Below are 18,697 nucleotides of genomic sequence, written 5' to 3'. Positions count from 1 at the left end.
GCTCCGTGCCCTCCAACATGGTACGGTCAACCTGCATCTGGTCAATTTAAAAATCATTGTTATTATGAACCAAAACCAGATACATGTGCTAGTGTTTATAGAGGTTAGATTATCGAGGAGTTATGATTAATTCTGGAGTAGTATGGGGGAGCTGCGAATACAACATTTTAGTCGTAAGTGCTGGTAGCTAGCGCTATTTATTCAATGCAACTCCTATAGATCATGTGACAGTAGTCCGTTTAAAAAAACTTTCTCCCCACTGTAGCCTATTTCTTTAATCTTTATTTTGATGAATTTTTATCTAGCGAAATAAAAAGGGAACTTCCTGGTTAGTAGGTGTTCCCTTTTTTCGCATAATAAGTTAATCAAATGAAACAAGAAATAGTACTAATAAGGGAAATAAATCATAAAAAAGAGGAAGAGAGTTCTCTTCCTCTTTTTTATAGCGTTATCATTAACATTCCCTGTAATAAGCATATTAAATAATGTAACTACATGATGATAGACTTAATGAATTTCAGTAATACCCGATAAACGAATAGAGAATATATTGTGTTGTTCATCCTCTAGAGAAAGAGTTTGATCATGAAGATTAAGACCATTTACACGTCCCTTACATGTTTGTAATAAACCGTTTTGATAATAGTTAATGGTAATGACACCTTTCTTTCTTAATGCTTTCAATATCACGCTCGGTTCTCCTTTCTTCCTAATAACTAATGTAGGAATTTGTTATTCAAATAAGTAATTATCATGCAGAATTTGTGAGAAAATCATACAAGTTAAAAGTTATATTGTTTTATATTATTTAGTATATAATAACCCTGGGGAAACGCTTACATTTTATTGTGTAAACTTTGTGAAATTTCAACTGGAAGGAAGCTCAAAGAATAAAAGAGGAAAAGGAATATATGTCTAGAATCTATATCTATGTTTCAACCCATCTATTGTACCCTCTTGTAAATGAGCTTTTATTTAATGCTTAAAATATCATTCCGATTTTTAGCGCAAATTCTTTTTAATTGTTTAACAGGTGGAAATTCCCTGTACTTAATTCGTTTTAACTTCCTTACTTTATGTATGTAGCATACCCTTATCAATTTACCTCATTGCTTTAACTCGTAAGAGCATTAGTTTTAGAATCCTTCTAATGGATACGCAAATTAATAATTGTACTTGGAAACGGAGCGATACGATGAATAAGACGTATGATGTCATCATTACCGGTGCTAGAGTTGCCGGCTCTACCCTTGCTATTTATCTTGGGAAGGCAGGTTTCCATGTGTTGTTAGTAGACCAAGCGACCTTTCCAAAGGACACATTATCAACCCATACTTTTTTCAATAATACTGTCGCTCTTCTTCGAGAAATCGGTGTCATGGACAAATTATTGGAAACAAACGCCCCACCGGTACAGGATATTAAATTTCAATTTGAAGATACCGCGATAGAAGGACTCATCCCAAAGGTTGACGGAGAAGAAAGTTGTTACTGCATTAGAAGAACTTATCTCGATCAGATCCTACTTGAACAAGCCAAATCACAAATGAATGTAACCGTTCTAGAAAGGTTTCGTGTGACGGATGTTATTCATGCTGACGATACAGTAGTAGGGGTGGAGGGTCTAGATGGCAATAACGAGAAACAAGAATTTTTAGCTCGCCTGGTAGTCGGGGCAGACGGCCGATCCTCAATTATTCGCAAGCTGGTAAAAAGTGAACTCAAAATAAGCATTTCGGCTAAAGTCGGCATCTATTTCGGGTACTTCTCTGAATTTCGCCATGACAATGTCCCTAAATTTGAAGTATACAAGATAAAAGATAACACAGCCATTCTCTTTCCAACGAATGATAATTTATATGTTATCGCCGGCATTTTCCCATTAGAAAATAAGGAATTGATAGGACGATTGAAATTAAATCCGGAAAGCTGTCTACGCAATTTCTTAACAGATAACTTTCCGAATACAACAATAGGGACGCGTTTAAAAAATGCGAAATTAGTAGAACCGGTTAAAGGCATTCTCAGATATGATAATTACTGGTATAAAGGAATGGGAAAAGGGTGGGCGTTGGTTGGAGATGCAGTTTGTTTTAAAGATCCTGGCATGGCACAAGGTATCCATGATGCTATATGTGGAGCACGTATATTATCCAATATTCTCTCAAAATATAAGGGACAATCCAATCAATCAAATCAAATGTCTGAAGAATATCAAAAGGCAATAGAAGACGAGTTTATGGTTCGGTTTCACATGGGATGTCAAATTTCGCAGAATGAACGCATCTCTGAACAACAGAATGCTGTCAATAAGCTAATCAGTTCCCACCCAGAGGCTATAGAGAAGTTTTTAGGGATTTATAATTACTCAAACGAGCCCGATGCTTTAGAAAAAGAACTCACACGAATTATGCAGTCAATCTAGCAATAATTTTGAAATTGACCTAAGAGTTTTCAAGAATTAGCAATGAGGGGAAGGTAAACCGAGGGTAGAAAGGGATATATCAAAAACAAAGATTTTATTCTGTTACGATTAGTACATTTTATCTAAAACATACTCAATATAAAAAGCCACTTGTTTCATACAAGTGGCTCTTTGTTACGTTGAACACATTAAATGATTCACGTATTATTCCCAGCGCTATTGTAACACAACTTATCGATTTGTTTAATACATTCTTGTTTTACTACGGCTGAAAACAGGATTCATATAATTTGTTGATTCCCTGGGGAATTTGTTTGTTTTTATCGATGAAGTATTCGAATTAAAAGATAAAATGAGGTTTAGTGAGCTAAATGATGTTCGTTTCACATATGCTCATCACAACAAAGGATTTTCAAAATTGGAATAATGGTAATACTTTATCATTTTGTCTAATTTTAAAGGTATATTATACACCGATACTTCAAAATTTATAAGGCTAAATGTTGAAATGAACGAACCATTTCATTCTCATTGAAAAGAGAATTGCATTAAGAGAAGAGATGAATACTGTAGAAATTAGATAATCAGATATTTTACATGTCCTTTGTTTCCAAAGTTTGTATAAATCTCCTTTAACTCTTCATACTAACAAGGTATAAAAAACGTTCAATGGATAACAAACTAGAAAACCTGACTATGGTGACAGATATAGAAATAGTGTGGCGGTGAATAATGTGATGAAACAGATAAAGAAAAAAACAAAGACATTATCTATAAAAAAACAACCATTGAATAGTCTATCTGACTTATTTAATACCTTGTCGTCTTCTGAAGATTTTAGTCGCTTTCAATTTGATTCTCAAGGAACGTCTTGTTGGATTTCTTATTTAAAAACAATGGTAAATCCAGACTTTATCCATCAAAGTGTGTTATCTCCATTAAGCCAACATTCTTTTACCTTATTGCAAGAAATGAAAGGGATTCTACCTATTGAAAATATAATCATCATAAGTAACGTTCAGGAAATTCAGGATAGTCTTATGACTGGTTATATTTTCATTCAACTATATGAACAGGATTCCGAAGGAATTCTTTTATCGGGTGTAGCAAATGAAACAAGACAAGTATCACCTCCTGAAGTAGAGTTCAGTGTGGTAGGACCTAAAGAATCATTTGTGGAGACACTAGATACGAATATTAATTTAATTCGTAAAAGATTACCTATTCCTCAACTAACAGTGAAAGAAATAAAAGTAGGTAAATTATCAAAAACACGTGTTTCCATCCTCTATATAGACGGAATTGCTGATCAAGAGAATATCAACACTGCCATTCAGCGTATTCAAGATATTGAATATGATCAAATTCCAGATAGTTCATTCATTACTCAAATGATGGCTGATAATAGCAATTCGCCTTTCCCTCAAGTAGTGGATACCGAAAGACCTGATCGAATTGCAAGTATACTTGCGGAAGGGAAACTGGCTATTTTAGTGGATGGATCTCCTATGGTTCTAACAATGCCCGTTACCTTAGTTGAATTTTTTTCTGCATTTGAGGATTATTTTTTACCTTGGCATATTGCATCAATCTTTAGGCTTATTCGTTTGGGCGCTGTTACATTTTCAGTGACAATTACACCTTTATATGTGGCAGTTTTAACCTATCATTATCAAATGATTCCGACAGACTTGTTGGCAACTCTTATTTCTTCAAGGACGGATATCCCCTTTCCTCCTATTATCGAAGTAGTTATTTTAGAATTGTCTATTGAATTATTACGAGAAGCTGGAGCTCGTCTTCCTACAAAAATTGGTCAAACAATCGGTATCGTAGGTGGGATTGTGATTGGTACAGCCTCAGTTGAGGCGGGATTAACAAGTAATGTTCTTCTTATTCTCGTAGCATTAGCCGCATTAGCTTCATTTACTACACCTATTTATCAAATGGGTAATACTATTCGTCTCATTCGCTTTCCTTTTCTTTTTTTCGCTCAATTATGGGGAATTATAGGGGTATCCACCTGTTTTCTTTTCTTTCTGGCTCATTTGTTACAGTTAACATCTTTGGGACGCCCTTACTTAACACCTGTTTATCCGTTGCGATTAATGGATTTAAAGGATGCTTTATTCCGACTTCCTTTTAATTGGCAAGGAAAACGACCTGTTCAACTACGGACAGAGGATCCTGAACGCTTTTACTCCGAAAAAGTCACGAAAAAAAAAGATAATGAAAAATAACAATAAAAAGAAAGGAGGTTGAATATGGACATCACGATAAAGGACACAGAGAAAGTATCCCCTTTTTTTGCATTTTTTCTAATTCATAGTGTACAAATTGGCGTTGGTATTTTAGGTTTTCAACGTGTGATTGTTAAAAATGCTGGATATGATGCATGGATGTCCATTATTCTGGCCGGAATAGCTAATCAAGTGATTTTATGGTTGATGTACGAACTATTAAAAAGAGGAAATGGAGATCTAATTTCTATCCACCGAAAAATCTTCGGGAAATGGATAGGAGGCTTTTTATCTACTTTATTTATATTATATGTACTTCTAGCAGCCACTGTATTTCTTCGATCTTTTACACAGGTGGTGCAGGTTTGGGTTTTCCCTCAACTCTCTACCTGGATTTTTTGTGCAGTTCTTCTTTTGTTAGCTTGCTATTATATTGTAGGAGGCTTTCGTACTGTGGCAGGGCTTTGTTTTTTAAGTGTCATTTATAGCCTCCCCCTCTTAATAGTGCTGTACTTCCCTTTACACTATGCACATTTTTATAACTTTTTTCCCCTTATGACTCACTCTCCTATGCAGATACTACAGTCAGCTAAGGCGACCACTATGGAGTTCTTAGGGGTTGAGTTGTTATTGTTATTTTATCCGTTTCTTAAAGAACCCGATAAATCCAGAAGGTGGGGACATTATGCTTTACTCTACACGACTATATTTTATATAGCCTTTGCCATTGTTGCATTTGTGTATTTTACTGAAGAGCAATTAAAAAGCACTATTTGGGCTACATTATCATTATGGAAAATCGTTGAACTCCCAATTGTCGAGCGCTTTGAGTATATAGGAATTGCGATTTGGGTTGCTGTGGTTGTTCCTAATTTGTGTATATGTTTATGGGGGGCTAATTATGGGATGAAAAGGATATTTTCTTTTAAAAGACGCAGAGTTCTTCTAATTTTAGCCTTAATAGTTTTCCTTAGTTGTAGTTTATTAACAAGCCATCCTCATATTGAGAAATTAAATGTGGTTTTCTCTGAAATAGGATTTTATTTCCTTTATACCTATATCCCGTTCCTTTTTTTGGTTCAACTTATTCTCTACAAGGTTAGGGGGAAACAAGGATGAGAAAAAAGGGGCTATCCTTACTATTATGTATTATTACATTAGCAGCTTGTGTTCCCCCTCATATTATTGAAGACATTCAAATGGTAGAGGTAATTGGGTATGACTATGTTAATCCACATATTGTTCAAGTAACGGCTTCTGCTAGTACGTATCAAGGGAGCGAAGCTGGCACAACCGTTCATAATGAAACACTTACAACCCAAGCTCATACAAGTAAAGATAATCGGAGGGCTATGCAAGGGCTATCCCCTAAACCTATTCAAAGTGGAAAAATTAAAACAGTTTTATACGAGGATAAATTGGCTAAGCGTGGGATTTTTTCTTATATGGATTCTTTAAACCGTGATGCTACAGTAGGAAAACTACTATATCTGGCCGTGACAGATGGAAAAACACAAAACTTATTAGCCGGAAACTATCCCATTAGTACATCTGTCTCTAAATATCTGTCCGATTTGTTTGAACAAAATATGAAAGGGAATTTTCCAGAAGTCAATTTACATAGTTTTCTCTATGCTTATCATGCTAAAGGGATGGATCCCTTTCTCCCTTTCATCGAACAAAAAGGAGATAAAATTCAAATAAAGGGATTGGCGTTATTTAAGAATGATCATTATGTTGGTTCTCTTTCTTTTAAGGATTGTTTTATTTTTAAAATTCTAAATGAGAAGGTGAAATTAGGGCTATATGAATTGAGAGTTAGGCCTAATCAATTCCTAGATATTGAAGCGATTGGTTCAAAAGTTGCTTATCACATAACAGGGGGGTCCACTCATCCAACTATACGGATTCGAATTAAGCTACAAGGAATGGTGAATGAGGCTCCTAAATTTAATTTACAAAGTGAGGATAGCTATAAACGAATAGAAAAGAAGTTAACTCAGGATCTCGAGAAAAAAACACAACAGATGATTAAAAGGTTCCAAAGAGAAGGGATTGACCCTCTGGGACTAGGAGATCAAGCAAAAAGTCAAAATAGACGTTGGAATGAACAACAATGGAAAGATAATTATCCTCACGCAGAAGTTCATGTGAATATTGATACGCAGATAAAGGAAACCGGAATTAAAGAATAAAAATAATATCAACATTTTTCTTTTTCATTTATTAACAAAGCTATTAAAGGGGCGACTACAATCCATCCTATTAATATTAATATCATTCCTGTTGCTAATGTATCTAAATGAAAATAGGCAATGACCATAAATAAACCAAAAAGAAGGAACGGACTAAAAAAAATAAAAGTAATCATATATTCTTCTCCTTTGTTAAGCCTATATAAGCTTGATTTGTTTATGAGTTATATTCCTTGGACACCCAAAATTGAGATGTTCACCTTTGAGTAAAGAATTAGAATAAACCCAGTTAGTCGTAAAATACAGCTTAATGAACAAAAAGAAAGTCTATATTTAAATTGGAATGACTTATGTAAAGTTATCTTGTAGAAAAAGACAGGTTTTTGCACATTTTTCTTTATTATTAATGAAACTGGATAATTAAGCCGACCCAGTTTTGAAAGCTGGGTTTTATTTTTTGATTTGGTTCCGCGAGTCACTATTATATAAACTAAAACAGCTATCTTAAAAACAGAAAAAACTCCTGGTGCTTGGGCAGAAGTTTTTTCTAATGTACATACAAAAAAAGGATGTGATTCAAAAATGGAGTAGTCACGCTTCTTTTGTAGTTTACTTAATATATATAAATTCATTCATTAAAAAAGAAAAAACTGCCGTCCCTCATTAACTTTAGTCGTTGGAACATCGTTCATTTCTCGTCCATTTCATGAAAAAAATAAGCCTCTAGGCCAATCCCTAGCCTATAAAAACCCATCACTTCTTACATAACCATCTACCCCTTACCTACTGCAGTAAGGGCTATTTTTTATTTTTCGATTGGACAGGCAAGCTTACTGCAGTAGCTACATAGTATCTAAAGAATCACGACTCTGTTACCTAAACAGTATCTAGTTCAGTATCGCTACCGCGTTAATACAAGCTATATACGCTTAGTGAAGCCCTTCATGGAACCTGTAAGGGAGCTGAGCCGAAGAGGCGAAGGGGGCGACCGGATGCGTTGAGCTGAAATAATTCATACATGGAAGACAAAAAAATTAAAAGAATGAAAGAAGGTATCAACATGAGAAAAACACAAAGGTTTCGTTTTCGAAAAATCTTCCCTCCACCTCTCAAACCATCTCTCACGAGATCTCGTCTCTTCAGGGCTTATTCCTTTGTTCCGTTTAGTCCACTAGCCTTGCTTGACCCCACTATTCTGACCATAGGAGGCATTGTCTTAGGGATTGCCATCATCGAGCGAATATTAGAGCGATGGGGTGTCATCGATCTTGTTGATCAGTTTGCAAAAGTGATGCGGTTTATCTTACCTGTTGCATTTTATAGCGCCTTAATTTACTTTTTTGCAACCTTTATGTTTTGAGGAGGAATGTAAATGTTTGAAAAACTAAAATTACGTGGCAAATTGATTAAAGCGTTTCGTACGGCAGAGATTTACCGGGTGGTGAAACGAGGAGACCGTATCTCCTATCTGTTTCCGAAAATTCATCAAATCGATAACCATCATACGTACACTCGGTACGCCTTTTCTTTACTAAATGGGATCGACCCTGAACTTTTAACGAAAAAAAGATGGGCCTTACGACAAGTATTAGGCAGCAACATCGAAATAAACGGCAACCTAAAGAACTTTAGTATCACTGTCCACCATAAAAGCTTGCCGAAGATGCTTACCTACAAGTATGAAACCATTCACCCTCATATAGAGAAAATGGAGCTTCCGGTATGCATTGGTCAAGATATCTATGGAAACCCTGTTTCATGGGATTTTGCAGATTTAGAAACGTTACTGATTTCTGGCGAAATTGGCGCAGGAAAAAGCAGTCTGATGCGTGTCATCCTCACCACATGGGTGAAATACACCTCACCTGATGAGTTGCGATTAGTCTTAGTGGATCTCAAACGAGCTGATTTAGGGTTATTTTATGGGATTGAACATATAGATGCGCTTTGTTTTGAATCCAAAGACATGCGAAAGCCGTTTGCTTTACTCCGGGCTGAAATGTATCGACGAGGAGACTTATTATTGGAACATGGTGTGACTCATATCAGCAGGCTTCCGTTTAAGCTACCTCGCATTGTCGTGGTCGTAGATGAGATGAGCATAGTGAAGAGAGAAACGGATCTTGTAGAAATGATCCAACAGTTTGCCAGCCAAGGTCGTGCGTTAGGAGTTCATACGATTATTGCCATGCAGCGTCCAGATGCCGATTTGTTGAATTCAGCACTAAAAGCAAACTTACGGGTTCGGATCTCTGGAAGGCAGGCCGATGCGATAAATGCGAAAGTAGCCGGAGTAATTGGCGCAGAAGAAATCGACGCCGCAGCCAGGGGGCGCATGAAAATTAAAATTGACGAGGTGAAAGAGTTTCAAGCCTTTTTCCTAGACGAAGAAGCCTGTAAGGAACTGCTTTCTCCTTACAAAACAAGGGTGAAAGATCCTGAACCTCAACTAGAGGTGGTACCACAGCCTATCTTTGGATTATTAGAGAAGGAGGAACAGCGATGAGCTTTCGGTTATCTCAACGTGATAAAGACATCATAGCGTTTATTAATCAATTTAGAGCCGTGGATCGAGACTCATTAGTCGAACTATTCTTTAAACAGCTCAAATCACCCGTAAATGCGTGTAATAGCGTAATGCTACGTTTATATCGATTAGGACTCATTGAACGCACACAGCAGTATTCTCCGACCGTTTATTTGCCTGTGGATGCAAAGATCAAAAAGAACTCTCAAAAAATATTACATTTCCTTTCGATTTTGGATGTCTATAAACAAATGTGTACGTATAGCACACCTAAACAGGTTATTGTTGAAGATAAGCCCACCGGACGAAAAGGAGGAATTGAACCGGATCTGTTTTGTATTTTTAAAGGATCTCCTTTTTGGATTGAAATACAACGCAATCAGTATTCAGAACAGAAAATGCAGGATAAAATTAATTTATACGAGGAGTTTTTCTTTTCAGATGAGTGGAAAACATTGCAGTGGCAGCCAGAAGATCGAGTAGCCATCTTCCCTTCCGTTATTTTAATTACGCATATTCGTTATGCTGTTACTTCTAACCATATCCGCATTATACAAGTAGCAAGCATTTATGAATTGATGGAGAAATATAAAAGCTCTTCAAAACAAACGAAGGAAGCAAGAGTAAGGCCATCACCTTCTTCTGGTGGAATAAAAATCAATTTAACATAGAGTGCTAGAAAATTGTTTGTAATTACCCAAAAACGGGCTATCTCAAGATAATGAGAGGTAGCCTTTTTATACACCTTTTATCGACGACTTGCTAAGGAGTTCTGGAAACAGCTTAATCCTTAACGTAGAAGGAATTAATGTCATTAGGAAGCCAATGAATTTGTGGGCTGGTATCGGGAGAAATTAATTCGTATAATGAAAGAGAATTAGTAGTAATATCAAGACAACTGAGGAGGTGAGCGAATATGAGTTTACGAGAAGAATTACTCGCGCAAGAATACGAGGAAAGAACAAAGCCGAGAGGGTTCGTATACTTCAAGGACGCTGACGGACAAGTTGTCGCTAAGACTTGCCGTAAATGCGGCGAATTAAAGCATGCAAAGAACTATCATCATAAAAGCGATGGGTTTGGACAACTTGGACCATACTGTAAAGTTTGCGTTTCTGTTCTTGACCGAGATTATTACGTTGAAAATAGAGAGCGAGTAAAACGGGTTAAAAATGCTTATTACCATAGGAAAAGAGCCGAGCAACTTTCTTTTAATTTATTCGAAGATAATGAGTAGGATTACGGCGGCCAATAAGGTCGCTTTTTTGTTTAAATGCTGATAAATTGCTAGAAACCACCATTCAATGTGTTAATGACATGGTTCAAGAACGCTAAGGTGTGAAGAGGAACAATTTGATAAATAGGAACGTTTCGATGGCAAATTAAAAACAGGCTTTTAAACTATTATTAAAGCCTGTTTTTATACACTTGGAGAAACAAACTTTCTAAAGTAATAAGAAAGAACAGTAATAAACATATTTAAATATCCCAAAAATCTTCGCTCTTAATGTTAGGATCAATCCTTCTTAATGCTTGTAATATCTTTTTCATGGTTCTTTGTGTAGGCAATCTTTCAGTGTTATTTACTAAATCACCAATCGTACTTCTACCTAATCCTGACTTTCTTACAAGCCATTCTTGATTAATGTTTCTTTTATCAATCCATTTACCAAGCCTAGTTCGCCTTTTTCCTAACCCGAACATTATAGATACCCCTTTACTTGTTATTACTCTAGTTATGTCCAAATTTCACTAAAAATAAAACGTTAAAAATAAGTCATAGTGGACAAGTCCTTACCATATCATTTATTAAGCAATTAAACTAAGATATTAAAAGTAAAATAAGCAGAGGGTTTTAAATCTTTTAGAATAATGTCGATATTTTTGTCATAATCATATAGCATGAATACAGTTAAGACCGCCTTATACACTAATACATAATGGGCGGTCTTTGTTATAGGTATGAATAGATTTTGAGTATAATGGAAAATAAAAAACAGACTGCCTCAGAGAACGTAATAACATCGCTAACAACAGCAACAGCAATTCATGAATTATCAGGTAAGGAAACATAATTTAATCAGTGAATGAGAAAAGAGAACCCCATCTATCCTGATAGAGTCCTCTCCTTTATGAAATAAAACAATAGATAATAGTAAATTGTAAAATATAACATTTTCAAGCATAATATAAATTTCTATGCCTCTATAGAGCTACCTTTCTTATAAAAAAGGCTGTTTCACAAAATGAATGTGCAATGGAAAGGGCTAATATGTAAGACCAGTAATAACAATCACAAAAAGGTAGGATTTATTGAGGTAACTTCTTTTTCCGTAGTCGGTGTAATCTCCGTTGAATTCCATGGGCTGATCTACCGATTAGTTGGCCAATTTCTTGTTGAGTACGACCTTCTTGATAAAACATGTACCATAGACGGGCATCTTCCTCTTCAGTCCACTTTTTATTTTCATATTTAGGCCGATTAAAATAATCATATTTTCTTTGTTCCTTTACCCAGTCGGGTTCTGGAATAAGAGTATTCAGAGATACCTTAGAAAAATTAATAAGTTCCTTATTCTGTTGTGCCCATTTCCAAAAGGCTGCTACGTCAATTCCTAAAAATGTTCGTGTGTTTGCTCTCAAGATGTTATAGGGCAATTCTCTTTTCTGAATCCAGTTATAAATGGTATGAACATCAACTTGCAGGCACTCTGCTAGTTCATATACTGTAACATTTCCCAGATGAGCTCTTACGCCACGTATACCTAAACGATATAATCTAGACTCTAATGCTTGTATACTTCGCTGTAAACGTCTAGATATTTGGTCAAGGGACTTGACTCCATACCATTTTAACAAGTATTCATCCTCTTTCCTTGTCCATCTACGTAATGAAGTATTTCGTACTAATTTTAACAGCCTAATTCGATTTGCAACAGAAGAAGGGCTCTTGCCTAAATGGTTTCCAATCTCTCGGTTGTTCATCCTATTAATATTTACTTTTAAGAACGTATCTTGGTCAGGGGACCATTTTTTACGTATGCCATTCTGGTTGTTGCGAAGTTGTAGTCGTGAGACCCGTTTATTAACCGATTCTTTACTACGATTTAAACATTCACCAATTTTTTGGAGTGTCATCCGCCCATATTGTTCTTTTAGAAATAAATCTTCTTCCTTCGTCCACAGTTTTTGATTTTTAGTCACTATATCTCCCTCCAATTCGCGACTTAGATGTATAGAAAGCTACGTATAGAGAATAGTAGTGGAGATATTCATCTTACCTCAACAGAGATTAAATCCTGTTTCATTTACCTTTTTATACATTGGACATAGGTTATCACTTTGTTTAGTCTGTTTTTGTCTAATTTGTCAGTGAAACTATAAACAATAGTTACTTTTTCTTTGAGTTCTTACTTTTGATACTCATATACAACAGGAACTTGATCCATTTTGACCGTTTTGGCCACCACATAACGACGATATCCATCTTTTAAGATCTTTGACCCTTTTTCAACCGTCAACGGCTCATCGAGGCGCCCTGTACGCTTCACAAAATCGATCACCTTTTGTGTTTTTTCAGGGTTTGGGCGTGTCTTTAAAAACTCTTCAGGAACGATAATATCATCAAAGTTCAATAGATCCTGAGTTCCCTTCGGTTGGTTGGATAGTGTTGTCTTTTTTTCCTCATTCTTTTTCTCTTCTGTAGGCGCTTGTTGTGCTTCTGGCTGAATAGGCTTTACTTCTTTCTTCTCTTCTTTTGCCACAGGTTGAGAAATAGGTTCTTGTACTTCTTCCTGTTTAGTAGATTCCGTGTTCTTTTGGGCTTCAGAAGGCGTAGATGCTTCTTGTTTAGGTTCTTTTTTCGCATCCGACTCATTCTTCTCTTTATCATTTTTATTCGGGAGAACGGTAATCTGAAAACAAATGACCCCTACTTCACCAGGGCATTCATCGATTGGAATGTCTAACGTTGGTTCCCCTTGAATTAACACCTTTTCATGCATGATACTTTTCTTCGTGAGACCCGTTTTATTAAAGGCTTTCTTCGCAACAAACACCGTATACGAAATAAAGGTACTCTTCTTTAATCCTTTAGGCGCAGATGGTGACCCTTTTTCACGCATATCAAAGGCAACGTAGCGATCGTACTCTCGTAAGGGTCCTGTGGCTGATCCGGTTAACGTAATTTTGTGTGGCATAATCGTCTCCTCCTGCGTAGATTCTTAGTTATTGTTTATTTAGAACACAGTTCTAAATAAACATAGTCTATTAAAACATCAGCTTCTAAGAGATTTCTACTTTTTTTGATTAGGAAGCTGTGTCTTTTAACTGGTTCTGTTGACGCAAACATTCTTGTTCCTCTGGCGTCAAGACTTGTCCTAAGTCCTGTTTCACCTGAGCTATCTCCAACAAGCTATACGTAGAACTGTGTTGTTGCAGCAAGTCCCCTTCTTCTGGTGTTAGCTCTTGTCCTAAATCTTGCTTTAACTGAATCATTTCAAGCTGTTGCTCCACTGTAACTTCTGTTTCTTGTTTAGGTTGTTCTTGCTGTTGTTCAGCCTTTAACCAATCTGGAACGAGTTCCTTACGAATAATCCGTTTTGGTGTAGCCAATGTTGTTTCTTTGCTTTCGTTATGTATAACTTCTTGTTGATTTGCGTATACTGATGAATAATCCTGCACTTTAGGCTTTGCTAATTCATAGAATTGATTTTTCGCAATTTGATAGATTAATCGACACATATCCCGTAGGGATAAAGGATTGCCTTGTTGATTGGCTTCATGTACATATTTATCTAATCCCACAATGGTTGAGTACGCAATTTCATGGACTTGTTCTTTTTTAAACTCAATTTTAGTATCTCGTTTTACAGCTTTTGCAGCATTTTGAATACGAGCATAGAAGTCTTGTAGTTGATGCCCATATTTACCTGCATAGACGTGATTGACTTTTTTAGGCACACCTTTGATATAAGTGAAGGCCTGTGAAACAGATATTAAATGATTATTTATATGATTTACAGGTAAATCAAGGTTATTAAAGGCATCTGGTGATTTATCGACCTCTAAGCTTGGTGTATCAACGTTTTCAGCACTTTCTGGACTTGTCACAGGAGTTGTCACAGGAGTGGTCATTTCTCCTTGTTGAAGCGTCTGTACACCTGTTGTATCATGAGCAAAAAAGATTTCGCCGCAAATTTGCTGAAAGTTTTTATGACTTTTAAGGACAAATACATAACTGTCAGGATGAGTACCTGTTGCATCCTCTTTGATGTAACGTGCCACAAGTACAAACGAAGTCGCTTTTAACGAGCGTACAAAACGAGAAACCGTACTTTTGGACACATTAAATTTCTTCATAAGTGTTTCAGAACGGATCGCTTGAATACCCGTAGCCACTAGGTTGTAGATGACGTGATCGAGCATTTCCATTCTCTTTTTAGGAAATTCTTTATGTATAGCTGATTGTTGTTGTTTAAAGTGGATACGAAGATTTTCTAAAAACTCTTCTTTCTTTTTACGTAGTATGGACTTGTTGGTCCATAACCATTTGAACCGCCCATTGAAGGTATCTACATCTTTTAAATAACAGGTTAATATTTTTGTCATTTGTTCATCTTCTCCTTTAAGGAACACAAAAAAGACACTGTTTCCCTGGAAAAAGGAAAACAATGCCTTGATTTTGATGAACTAAGCCCTTGAAATAGATGTCAATTTCGTATAAAATAAAAACATAAGTTTTATTTTATAGAAAAACTAACTCTATTAACAAGAGACTTCGACAAGTGTTTTCCCTACCGTATTTAGGGTGAACGGTTTAAGAGTGTTGCTGCACTACTTAAACAGTTGAAGTCTTTTTTCTATTCCGGTCATTTTTGTTAGTTTAATTATAGCGTTAAGTAGTCTCATAATTCAATAAAAAAATAGTAAAATATATCAAAACAAGTATATTTAGCTACGTAGATACCACATTAATGTAGAGATTGAGTCCATCATATATGAGATTTTTAGTTTTGGGGAGGGAAAAAAATTCCCCTCCCCAATTAGCTTAGAATATGTTAAAATTATTGTTTTTTTATATCAAAAACGTTTAAATTATGTATATCTTGAAATGAGAATAACCTTTTTAGTAAGTGGAGACCTACCGTATAAATAAAAGAACCCTAACGATTAATTCGTTGGGGTTCTTTTATTTACCAAATAGTTTTGAGAAGAAGCCTTTCGGTTCCTGTTGTTTGTCAGCATGAAGTTGCCGCATAGTATCTATTAACATTTGATCACGTTCAAGTTGTCGTTTTTCACGCTCTGCTTCTTTTTCTTCATTAGTTGCCGCCGTTTGTCGTATTACTTCGGCCATTACTTGCATAGCATTTTCCATTTTTTTATTTTGACGTGCTAAATCTTCATTTTGTGATTCTAGCGTTTCAACTTTAGTTAAGATAGTTTTGTATGCTTCAGTTAATTGCGTCAAAACTGGAGCATTCTCATTTGTTTCCCCTTCAACAACAATATCATGGCCTTCCGAAGCAAGCAAAGCGCGAATATAGTCATTAGGATGCCCTTCAGCTTTCAAGTCTTCTATAAGTGACAACACAGGAAAAATAGATTCTTTGTATTTCTTTGTCCGACCTTTTCCGACGGTGTGCGGTTCTACAAATTCCTTATATGTATGAAGCCAATCATAAACGCTAGACCTTGAACGCCCTAGTTTGTCTGCTATTGCCGTTAAGGAATACACTTTTTCGTAATCCATTACAAAAAACCTCCTTTGAAAAATACATCATGACATAATGATAACATAATAGAAACGTTTTATACCGTACAAAACAACATTTTGAACAAATAAAGACATTCAGAAAACAAGTGGAGTCGTACAAAACAACATTTTGTACATCTTTCGGCAAACTTTCGGATAGATGACGATGTTAGTTGAACTTGTCCGGGAGTTGGTTTAACTTGTCCGGAATGTAGTGCGTATGCCGGAAACTTAAGTTCATCTTAAGTTTAACTTTAGATGAACTTAAGTTGAACTTATTCAGGAATACAAAGCGTGGTTTGTATTCGAGAGTGGCATTTACCTTTATTAAATGTAAAATTGACACAGTCTTAAATAAAAACTTCAGATTAAACACAGGTTAGTTAATTTACAAAGGCGAAGTGTACTGTTGGAAAATTAGATATTTTAAGTTAAGGTTAGGGTAAACCTACTAATTTTTATAAATAAGTATAATTATAGATAGGTTAGAGGGGCTAAACTATATGAAAGTATTGAAAAATAATGTAACTAAATTCATTATATTTTCTCTTATAATTGGTTTCATTCTCGCTTTTTTATTCATCCTACACTTCAAATTCCTCTTTACGTATTTATGGGCATACCTGGAGTGTTAATGATTGTTAGACCGAGTACAAATCCTAAAAAATGAATGTATGAAGCATTATTGTTTACACTTATACGGAGGAAGAGCACGTACTATGCTATTGATAGGGAACAAGAATAAAAAGGGACTTATTAAAAATAAGAAAAAACCACCCCTGGTAGATAGGATGGTTCTGAATGGAAAGTCCAAGTTAAAATTCTCAAACTTCACGTTTATTATTACCAGTTTATGTAAAAGATAAACGTGAATGGAGGATAATATATGGTAGAAATGAATAAATCTTCGCGTCTTACAAGCGCTGAAATCTCAAATCTTTGGAATACTTATATGAATGATAATTTAAATATTTGTATTGTCACACATTTTTTACAAACGGTAGAAGACTCTGATGTAAAACCTCTTTTAGAGGAAACAATAAGCGTAGCTCAAGGGCACTTATTAGAAATAGGAAAGATTTTTGAACAAGAAGGAATTCCTAAACCCGTTGGGTTTCCCGTAGAGAAGCATGTTAAATTGAGTGCGCCCCGTCTTTTTACAGATGTTTTTTATATGGCATATCTTCTACACATGAGTAAATTTGGGATGACTGCACATGCTGGTGGCATCACATTGGCCTGTCGGAAAGATATCCATGATTTATTCCATAACTATGTGGAAGAGGCTATTAGCCTTAATGGTGCTACACGAGAAGTCATGAAGGAAAAAGGCGTCTTTATTCGACCACCTTATATGGATTACCCAAAGGAAACAGAGTTTGTGAAAGAGCAGAAATTTCTGACCGGATGGTTTGGGCACAAACGATCTTTACTTGCTCTGGAAGCCTCTCATTTATATATGACATCACTTAATAATGAACTAGGTAAGGATGTCCTTTTAGGGTTCTCTCAAGTAGCGAAGGATGTTGAACTAAAAAAGCATTTTATACGTGGTACGAAACTCACTTCAGATATTCTCTATAATACTCATGGAATGTTACATGAAAGTGATATTCCTGCCTCTATGACGTGGGATACTTGTGTCACAGACTCTACTGTAGCTCCCTATTCTGATCAGGTTATGCTTTGTTTTGTTAATGCATTGTGTGCCCTTGGAGTTGCAACATATGGGAGCGCGATGTCCTTAAGTATACGGCATGATTTAGCAGCTCTTTATAGTAAATTTATTCTAAAGTCAGGAGCCTACGCTGAAGATGGAGCGAATATGTTAATTGAGCGTTCTTGGATGGAGAAACCTCCTCAATTTATTGATCGTGATAAATTAATACGTCAGAATACAGAAAGTTAGAGGAACCATGGTTAACTAGTCATTCCATTTTTGCGGTAACAAACATTTTTAATAAACAAATAGTGTAACGATGTGTAGTCAGAGCGTGTTTCCATTGAAACACGTTCTTTCTTTTTGGCTATTTCTACAGGTTACTACTAACAGCTTAATCAAATTCTATTCAAAAGTTAAAAGGGGTGAAATAATATCGTGTTATTCGATGAAAGAGTATTGAAAAATGAGCAAGTAAAGTCAGTAAATCCCATAAAAAAAGAGGAACAGAGAAGTAAAACTCTTCTTTTTGATGAAAAGGAGATGGATAAACAGAGCGCCCGTGCAAAGAAAAAGAATCCTTTTTCTCTGTTACAACCTTGAAAGTCTGAAAAGGAAAAATAGGTGTAGCTATCGCAAGGATGGCAAAAGGAACGTATTTTGGTGAACGATTCAATGGAAGAGTAAAACGATTTTAAAAGGAGAAAAGGCGATGAAAAAAGATACCATTCAATCGAGTGATGAAAGCATTCAGCTTTATAAAGATGAACAAAAAAACTTGCAAGAAAAGCTCCAAAAATTGAATGAAAAGCAACAAGATTTAGCCATGAATTGAAAAAACTCACGGGGACGCTGAGGAGACATTTACGAATTTGAAGGGACGTTGAGGGGGT

19 protein-coding genes and 1 pseudogene are annotated in these 18,697 nt (G+C 35.8%); 13 read left to right on the top strand and 7 right to left on the bottom strand.

What is annotated here, in order from left to right:
• Positions 1-108 (top strand): annotated as a pseudogene (locus tag AC4NPH_RS29410) (cell wall hydrolase); the annotation flags it as partial.
• Between the two features lie 399 nt (positions 109-507).
• Here the strand turns inward: AC4NPH_RS29410 and AC4NPH_RS29405 are convergent.
• A complete protein-coding gene (locus AC4NPH_RS29405) occupies positions 508-690 on the bottom strand; it encodes a YolD-like family protein (protein WP_029324081.1) in 183 nt (60 codons plus the stop codon).
• 505 nt (positions 691-1,195) lie between these two features.
• Between AC4NPH_RS29405 and AC4NPH_RS29400 the strand changes: the two genes are divergently transcribed.
• From AC4NPH_RS29400 to AC4NPH_RS29385, 4 genes are all read left to right on the top strand, one after another.
• Positions 1,196-2,425 (top strand): NAD(P)/FAD-dependent oxidoreductase, encoded by a 1,230-nt coding sequence (locus tag AC4NPH_RS29400; RefSeq protein WP_098547481.1) that lies wholly within the window; start codon positions 1,196-1,198, stop codon positions 2,423-2,425.
• Positions 2,426-3,162: 737 nt separating this feature from the next.
• On the top strand, positions 3,163-4,665 hold the full coding sequence (locus AC4NPH_RS29395; RefSeq protein ID WP_491939335.1) for a spore germination protein: 1,503 nt from the start codon (positions 3,163-3,165) through the stop codon (positions 4,663-4,665).
• 24 nt (positions 4,666-4,689) lie between these two features.
• Positions 4,690-5,784: a GerAB/ArcD/ProY family transporter gene (locus AC4NPH_RS29390; RefSeq protein WP_491939334.1), complete on the top strand. Its 1,095-nt coding sequence runs from the start codon at positions 4,690-4,692 to the stop codon at positions 5,782-5,784.
• Positions 5,781-6,860 (top strand): Ger(x)C family spore germination protein, encoded by a 1,080-nt coding sequence (locus AC4NPH_RS29385; RefSeq protein ID WP_308334757.1) that lies wholly within the window; start codon positions 5,781-5,783, stop codon positions 6,858-6,860. Before AC4NPH_RS29390 ends, AC4NPH_RS29385 begins: the two co-directional genes overlap by 4 nt.
• Before the next feature lie 8 nt (positions 6,861-6,868).
• Here AC4NPH_RS29385 and AC4NPH_RS29380 read toward each other — a convergent pair whose 3' ends face one another.
• The gene (locus AC4NPH_RS29380) at positions 6,869-7,036 is read right to left on the bottom strand and encodes a hypothetical protein (protein ID WP_176524284.1); all 168 of its coding nucleotides are present in this window, start codon (positions 7,034-7,036) and stop codon (positions 6,869-6,871) included.
• A gap of 884 nt (positions 7,037-7,920) precedes the next feature.
• Between AC4NPH_RS29380 and AC4NPH_RS29375 the strand changes: the two genes are divergently transcribed.
• The 4 genes from AC4NPH_RS29375 (at position 7,921) to AC4NPH_RS29360 (ending at position 10,624) form a co-directional block, all read left to right on the top strand.
• Positions 7,921-8,220, top strand: coding sequence for a hypothetical protein (locus tag AC4NPH_RS29375; protein ID WP_098197903.1), 300 nt, complete (start codon positions 7,921-7,923; stop codon positions 8,218-8,220).
• A 12-nt stretch (positions 8,221-8,232) separates the two neighbouring features.
• The gene (locus tag AC4NPH_RS29370; protein ID WP_308334755.1) at positions 8,233-9,366 is read left to right on the top strand and encodes an FtsK/SpoIIIE domain-containing protein; all 1,134 of its coding nucleotides are present in this window, start codon (positions 8,233-8,235) and stop codon (positions 9,364-9,366) included.
• A complete protein-coding gene (locus AC4NPH_RS29365) occupies positions 9,363-10,058 on the top strand; it encodes a hypothetical protein (RefSeq protein WP_491939333.1) in 696 nt (231 codons plus the stop codon). Before AC4NPH_RS29370 ends, AC4NPH_RS29365 begins: the two co-directional genes overlap by 4 nt.
• Before the next feature lie 245 nt (positions 10,059-10,303).
• The gene (locus AC4NPH_RS29360) at positions 10,304-10,624 is read left to right on the top strand and encodes a hypothetical protein (RefSeq protein ID WP_097813073.1); all 321 of its coding nucleotides are present in this window, start codon (positions 10,304-10,306) and stop codon (positions 10,622-10,624) included.
• A gap of 242 nt (positions 10,625-10,866) precedes the next feature.
• Here AC4NPH_RS29360 and AC4NPH_RS29355 read toward each other — a convergent pair whose 3' ends face one another.
• The 5 genes from AC4NPH_RS29355 to AC4NPH_RS29335 all read right to left on the bottom strand — a co-directional run bounded on the left by AC4NPH_RS29355 (position 10,867) and on the right by AC4NPH_RS29335 (position 16,141).
• Positions 10,867-11,091, bottom strand: coding sequence for a helix-turn-helix domain-containing protein (locus AC4NPH_RS29355; RefSeq protein WP_097813074.1), 225 nt, complete (start codon positions 11,089-11,091; stop codon positions 10,867-10,869).
• Positions 11,092-11,697: 606 nt separating this feature from the next.
• Positions 11,698-12,591: a sigma-70 RNA polymerase sigma factor region 4 domain-containing protein gene (locus tag AC4NPH_RS29350; protein WP_098197901.1), complete on the bottom strand. Its 894-nt coding sequence runs from the start codon at positions 12,589-12,591 to the stop codon at positions 11,698-11,700.
• Positions 12,592-12,797: 206 nt separating this feature from the next.
• Positions 12,798-13,586, bottom strand: a complete 789-nt coding sequence (locus AC4NPH_RS29345) for a ParB N-terminal domain-containing protein (protein ID WP_491939332.1) — start codon at positions 13,584-13,586, stop codon at positions 12,798-12,800.
• Between the two features lie 109 nt (positions 13,587-13,695).
• Positions 13,696-14,997, bottom strand: coding sequence for a replication protein (locus tag AC4NPH_RS29340; protein WP_491939331.1), 1,302 nt, complete (start codon positions 14,995-14,997; stop codon positions 13,696-13,698).
• 580 nt (positions 14,998-15,577) lie between these two features.
• Entirely contained in the window at positions 15,578-16,141 is a 564-nt protein-coding gene (locus AC4NPH_RS29335) for a helix-turn-helix domain-containing protein (RefSeq protein WP_097812138.1), read from the bottom strand.
• Positions 16,142-16,757: 616 nt separating this feature from the next.
• On the opposite strand from AC4NPH_RS29335, the gene AC4NPH_RS29330 reads away from it, so the two are divergent.
• The 4 genes from AC4NPH_RS29330 to AC4NPH_RS29315 all read left to right on the top strand — a co-directional run bounded on the left by AC4NPH_RS29330 (position 16,758) and on the right by AC4NPH_RS29315 (position 18,639).
• Positions 16,758-16,814 (top strand): hypothetical protein, encoded by a 57-nt coding sequence (locus AC4NPH_RS29330; protein ID WP_491939338.1) that lies wholly within the window; start codon positions 16,758-16,760, stop codon positions 16,812-16,814.
• Positions 16,815-17,030: 216 nt separating this feature from the next.
• Positions 17,031-18,053, top strand: a complete 1,023-nt coding sequence (locus tag AC4NPH_RS29325; protein WP_491939330.1) for a DUF3231 family protein — start codon at positions 17,031-17,033, stop codon at positions 18,051-18,053.
• Between the two features lie 189 nt (positions 18,054-18,242).
• Positions 18,243-18,407 carry a hypothetical protein gene (locus AC4NPH_RS29320; protein ID WP_176533016.1) on the top strand — a complete coding sequence of 55 codons (165 nt, stop codon included), beginning with the start codon at positions 18,243-18,245 and terminating at the stop codon, positions 18,405-18,407.
• 109 nt (positions 18,408-18,516) lie between these two features.
• The gene (locus tag AC4NPH_RS29315; protein WP_491939329.1) at positions 18,517-18,639 is read left to right on the top strand and encodes a hypothetical protein; all 123 of its coding nucleotides are present in this window, start codon (positions 18,517-18,519) and stop codon (positions 18,637-18,639) included.
• Positions 18,640-18,697: the final 58 nt, after the last annotated feature.

This window comes from Priestia sp. MDV22-iso46, from assembly GCF_058629175.1.
The sequence above is the reverse complement of the archived record's forward strand: the minus strand, read 5'-3'. Positions and strand labels throughout refer to the sequence as shown.

Excerpts from the sequence above, each read along its gene's own strand:
- AC4NPH_RS29400 (WP_098547481.1), top strand. The coding sequence starts at position 1,196 with ATGAATAAGACGTATGATGTCATCATTACCGGTGCTAGAGTTGCCGGC.
- AC4NPH_RS29395 (WP_491939335.1), top strand. The coding sequence starts at position 3,163 with ATGAAACAGATAAAGAAAAAAACAAAGACATTATCTATAAAAAAACAA.
- AC4NPH_RS29390 (WP_491939334.1), top strand. The coding sequence starts at position 4,690 with ATGGACATCACGATAAAGGACACAGAGAAAGTATCCCCTTTTTTTGCA.
- AC4NPH_RS29385 (WP_308334757.1), top strand. The coding sequence starts at position 5,781 with ATGAGAAAAAAGGGGCTATCCTTACTATTATGTATTATTACATTAGCA.
- AC4NPH_RS29380 (WP_176524284.1), bottom strand. The coding sequence starts at position 7,036 with ATGATTACTTTTATTTTTTTTAGTCCGTTCCTTCTTTTTGGTTTATTT.
- AC4NPH_RS29375 (WP_098197903.1), top strand. The coding sequence starts at position 7,921 with ATGAGAAAAACACAAAGGTTTCGTTTTCGAAAAATCTTCCCTCCACCT.
- AC4NPH_RS29370 (WP_308334755.1), top strand. The coding sequence starts at position 8,233 with ATGTTTGAAAAACTAAAATTACGTGGCAAATTGATTAAAGCGTTTCGT.
- AC4NPH_RS29365 (WP_491939333.1), top strand. The coding sequence starts at position 9,363 with ATGAGCTTTCGGTTATCTCAACGTGATAAAGACATCATAGCGTTTATT.
- AC4NPH_RS29360 (WP_097813073.1), top strand. The coding sequence starts at position 10,304 with ATGAGTTTACGAGAAGAATTACTCGCGCAAGAATACGAGGAAAGAACA.
- AC4NPH_RS29355 (WP_097813074.1), bottom strand. The coding sequence starts at position 11,091 with ATGTTCGGGTTAGGAAAAAGGCGAACTAGGCTTGGTAAATGGATTGAT.
- AC4NPH_RS29345 (WP_491939332.1), bottom strand. The coding sequence starts at position 13,586 with ATGCCACACAAAATTACGTTAACCGGATCAGCCACAGGACCCTTACGA.
- AC4NPH_RS29340 (WP_491939331.1), bottom strand. The coding sequence starts at position 14,997 with ATGACAAAAATATTAACCTGTTATTTAAAAGATGTAGATACCTTCAAT.
- AC4NPH_RS29335 (WP_097812138.1), bottom strand. The coding sequence starts at position 16,141 with ATGGATTACGAAAAAGTGTATTCCTTAACGGCAATAGCAGACAAACTA.
- AC4NPH_RS29325 (WP_491939330.1), top strand. The coding sequence starts at position 17,031 with ATGGTAGAAATGAATAAATCTTCGCGTCTTACAAGCGCTGAAATCTCA.
- AC4NPH_RS29315 (WP_491939329.1), top strand. The coding sequence starts at position 18,517 with ATGAAAAAAGATACCATTCAATCGAGTGATGAAAGCATTCAGCTTTAT.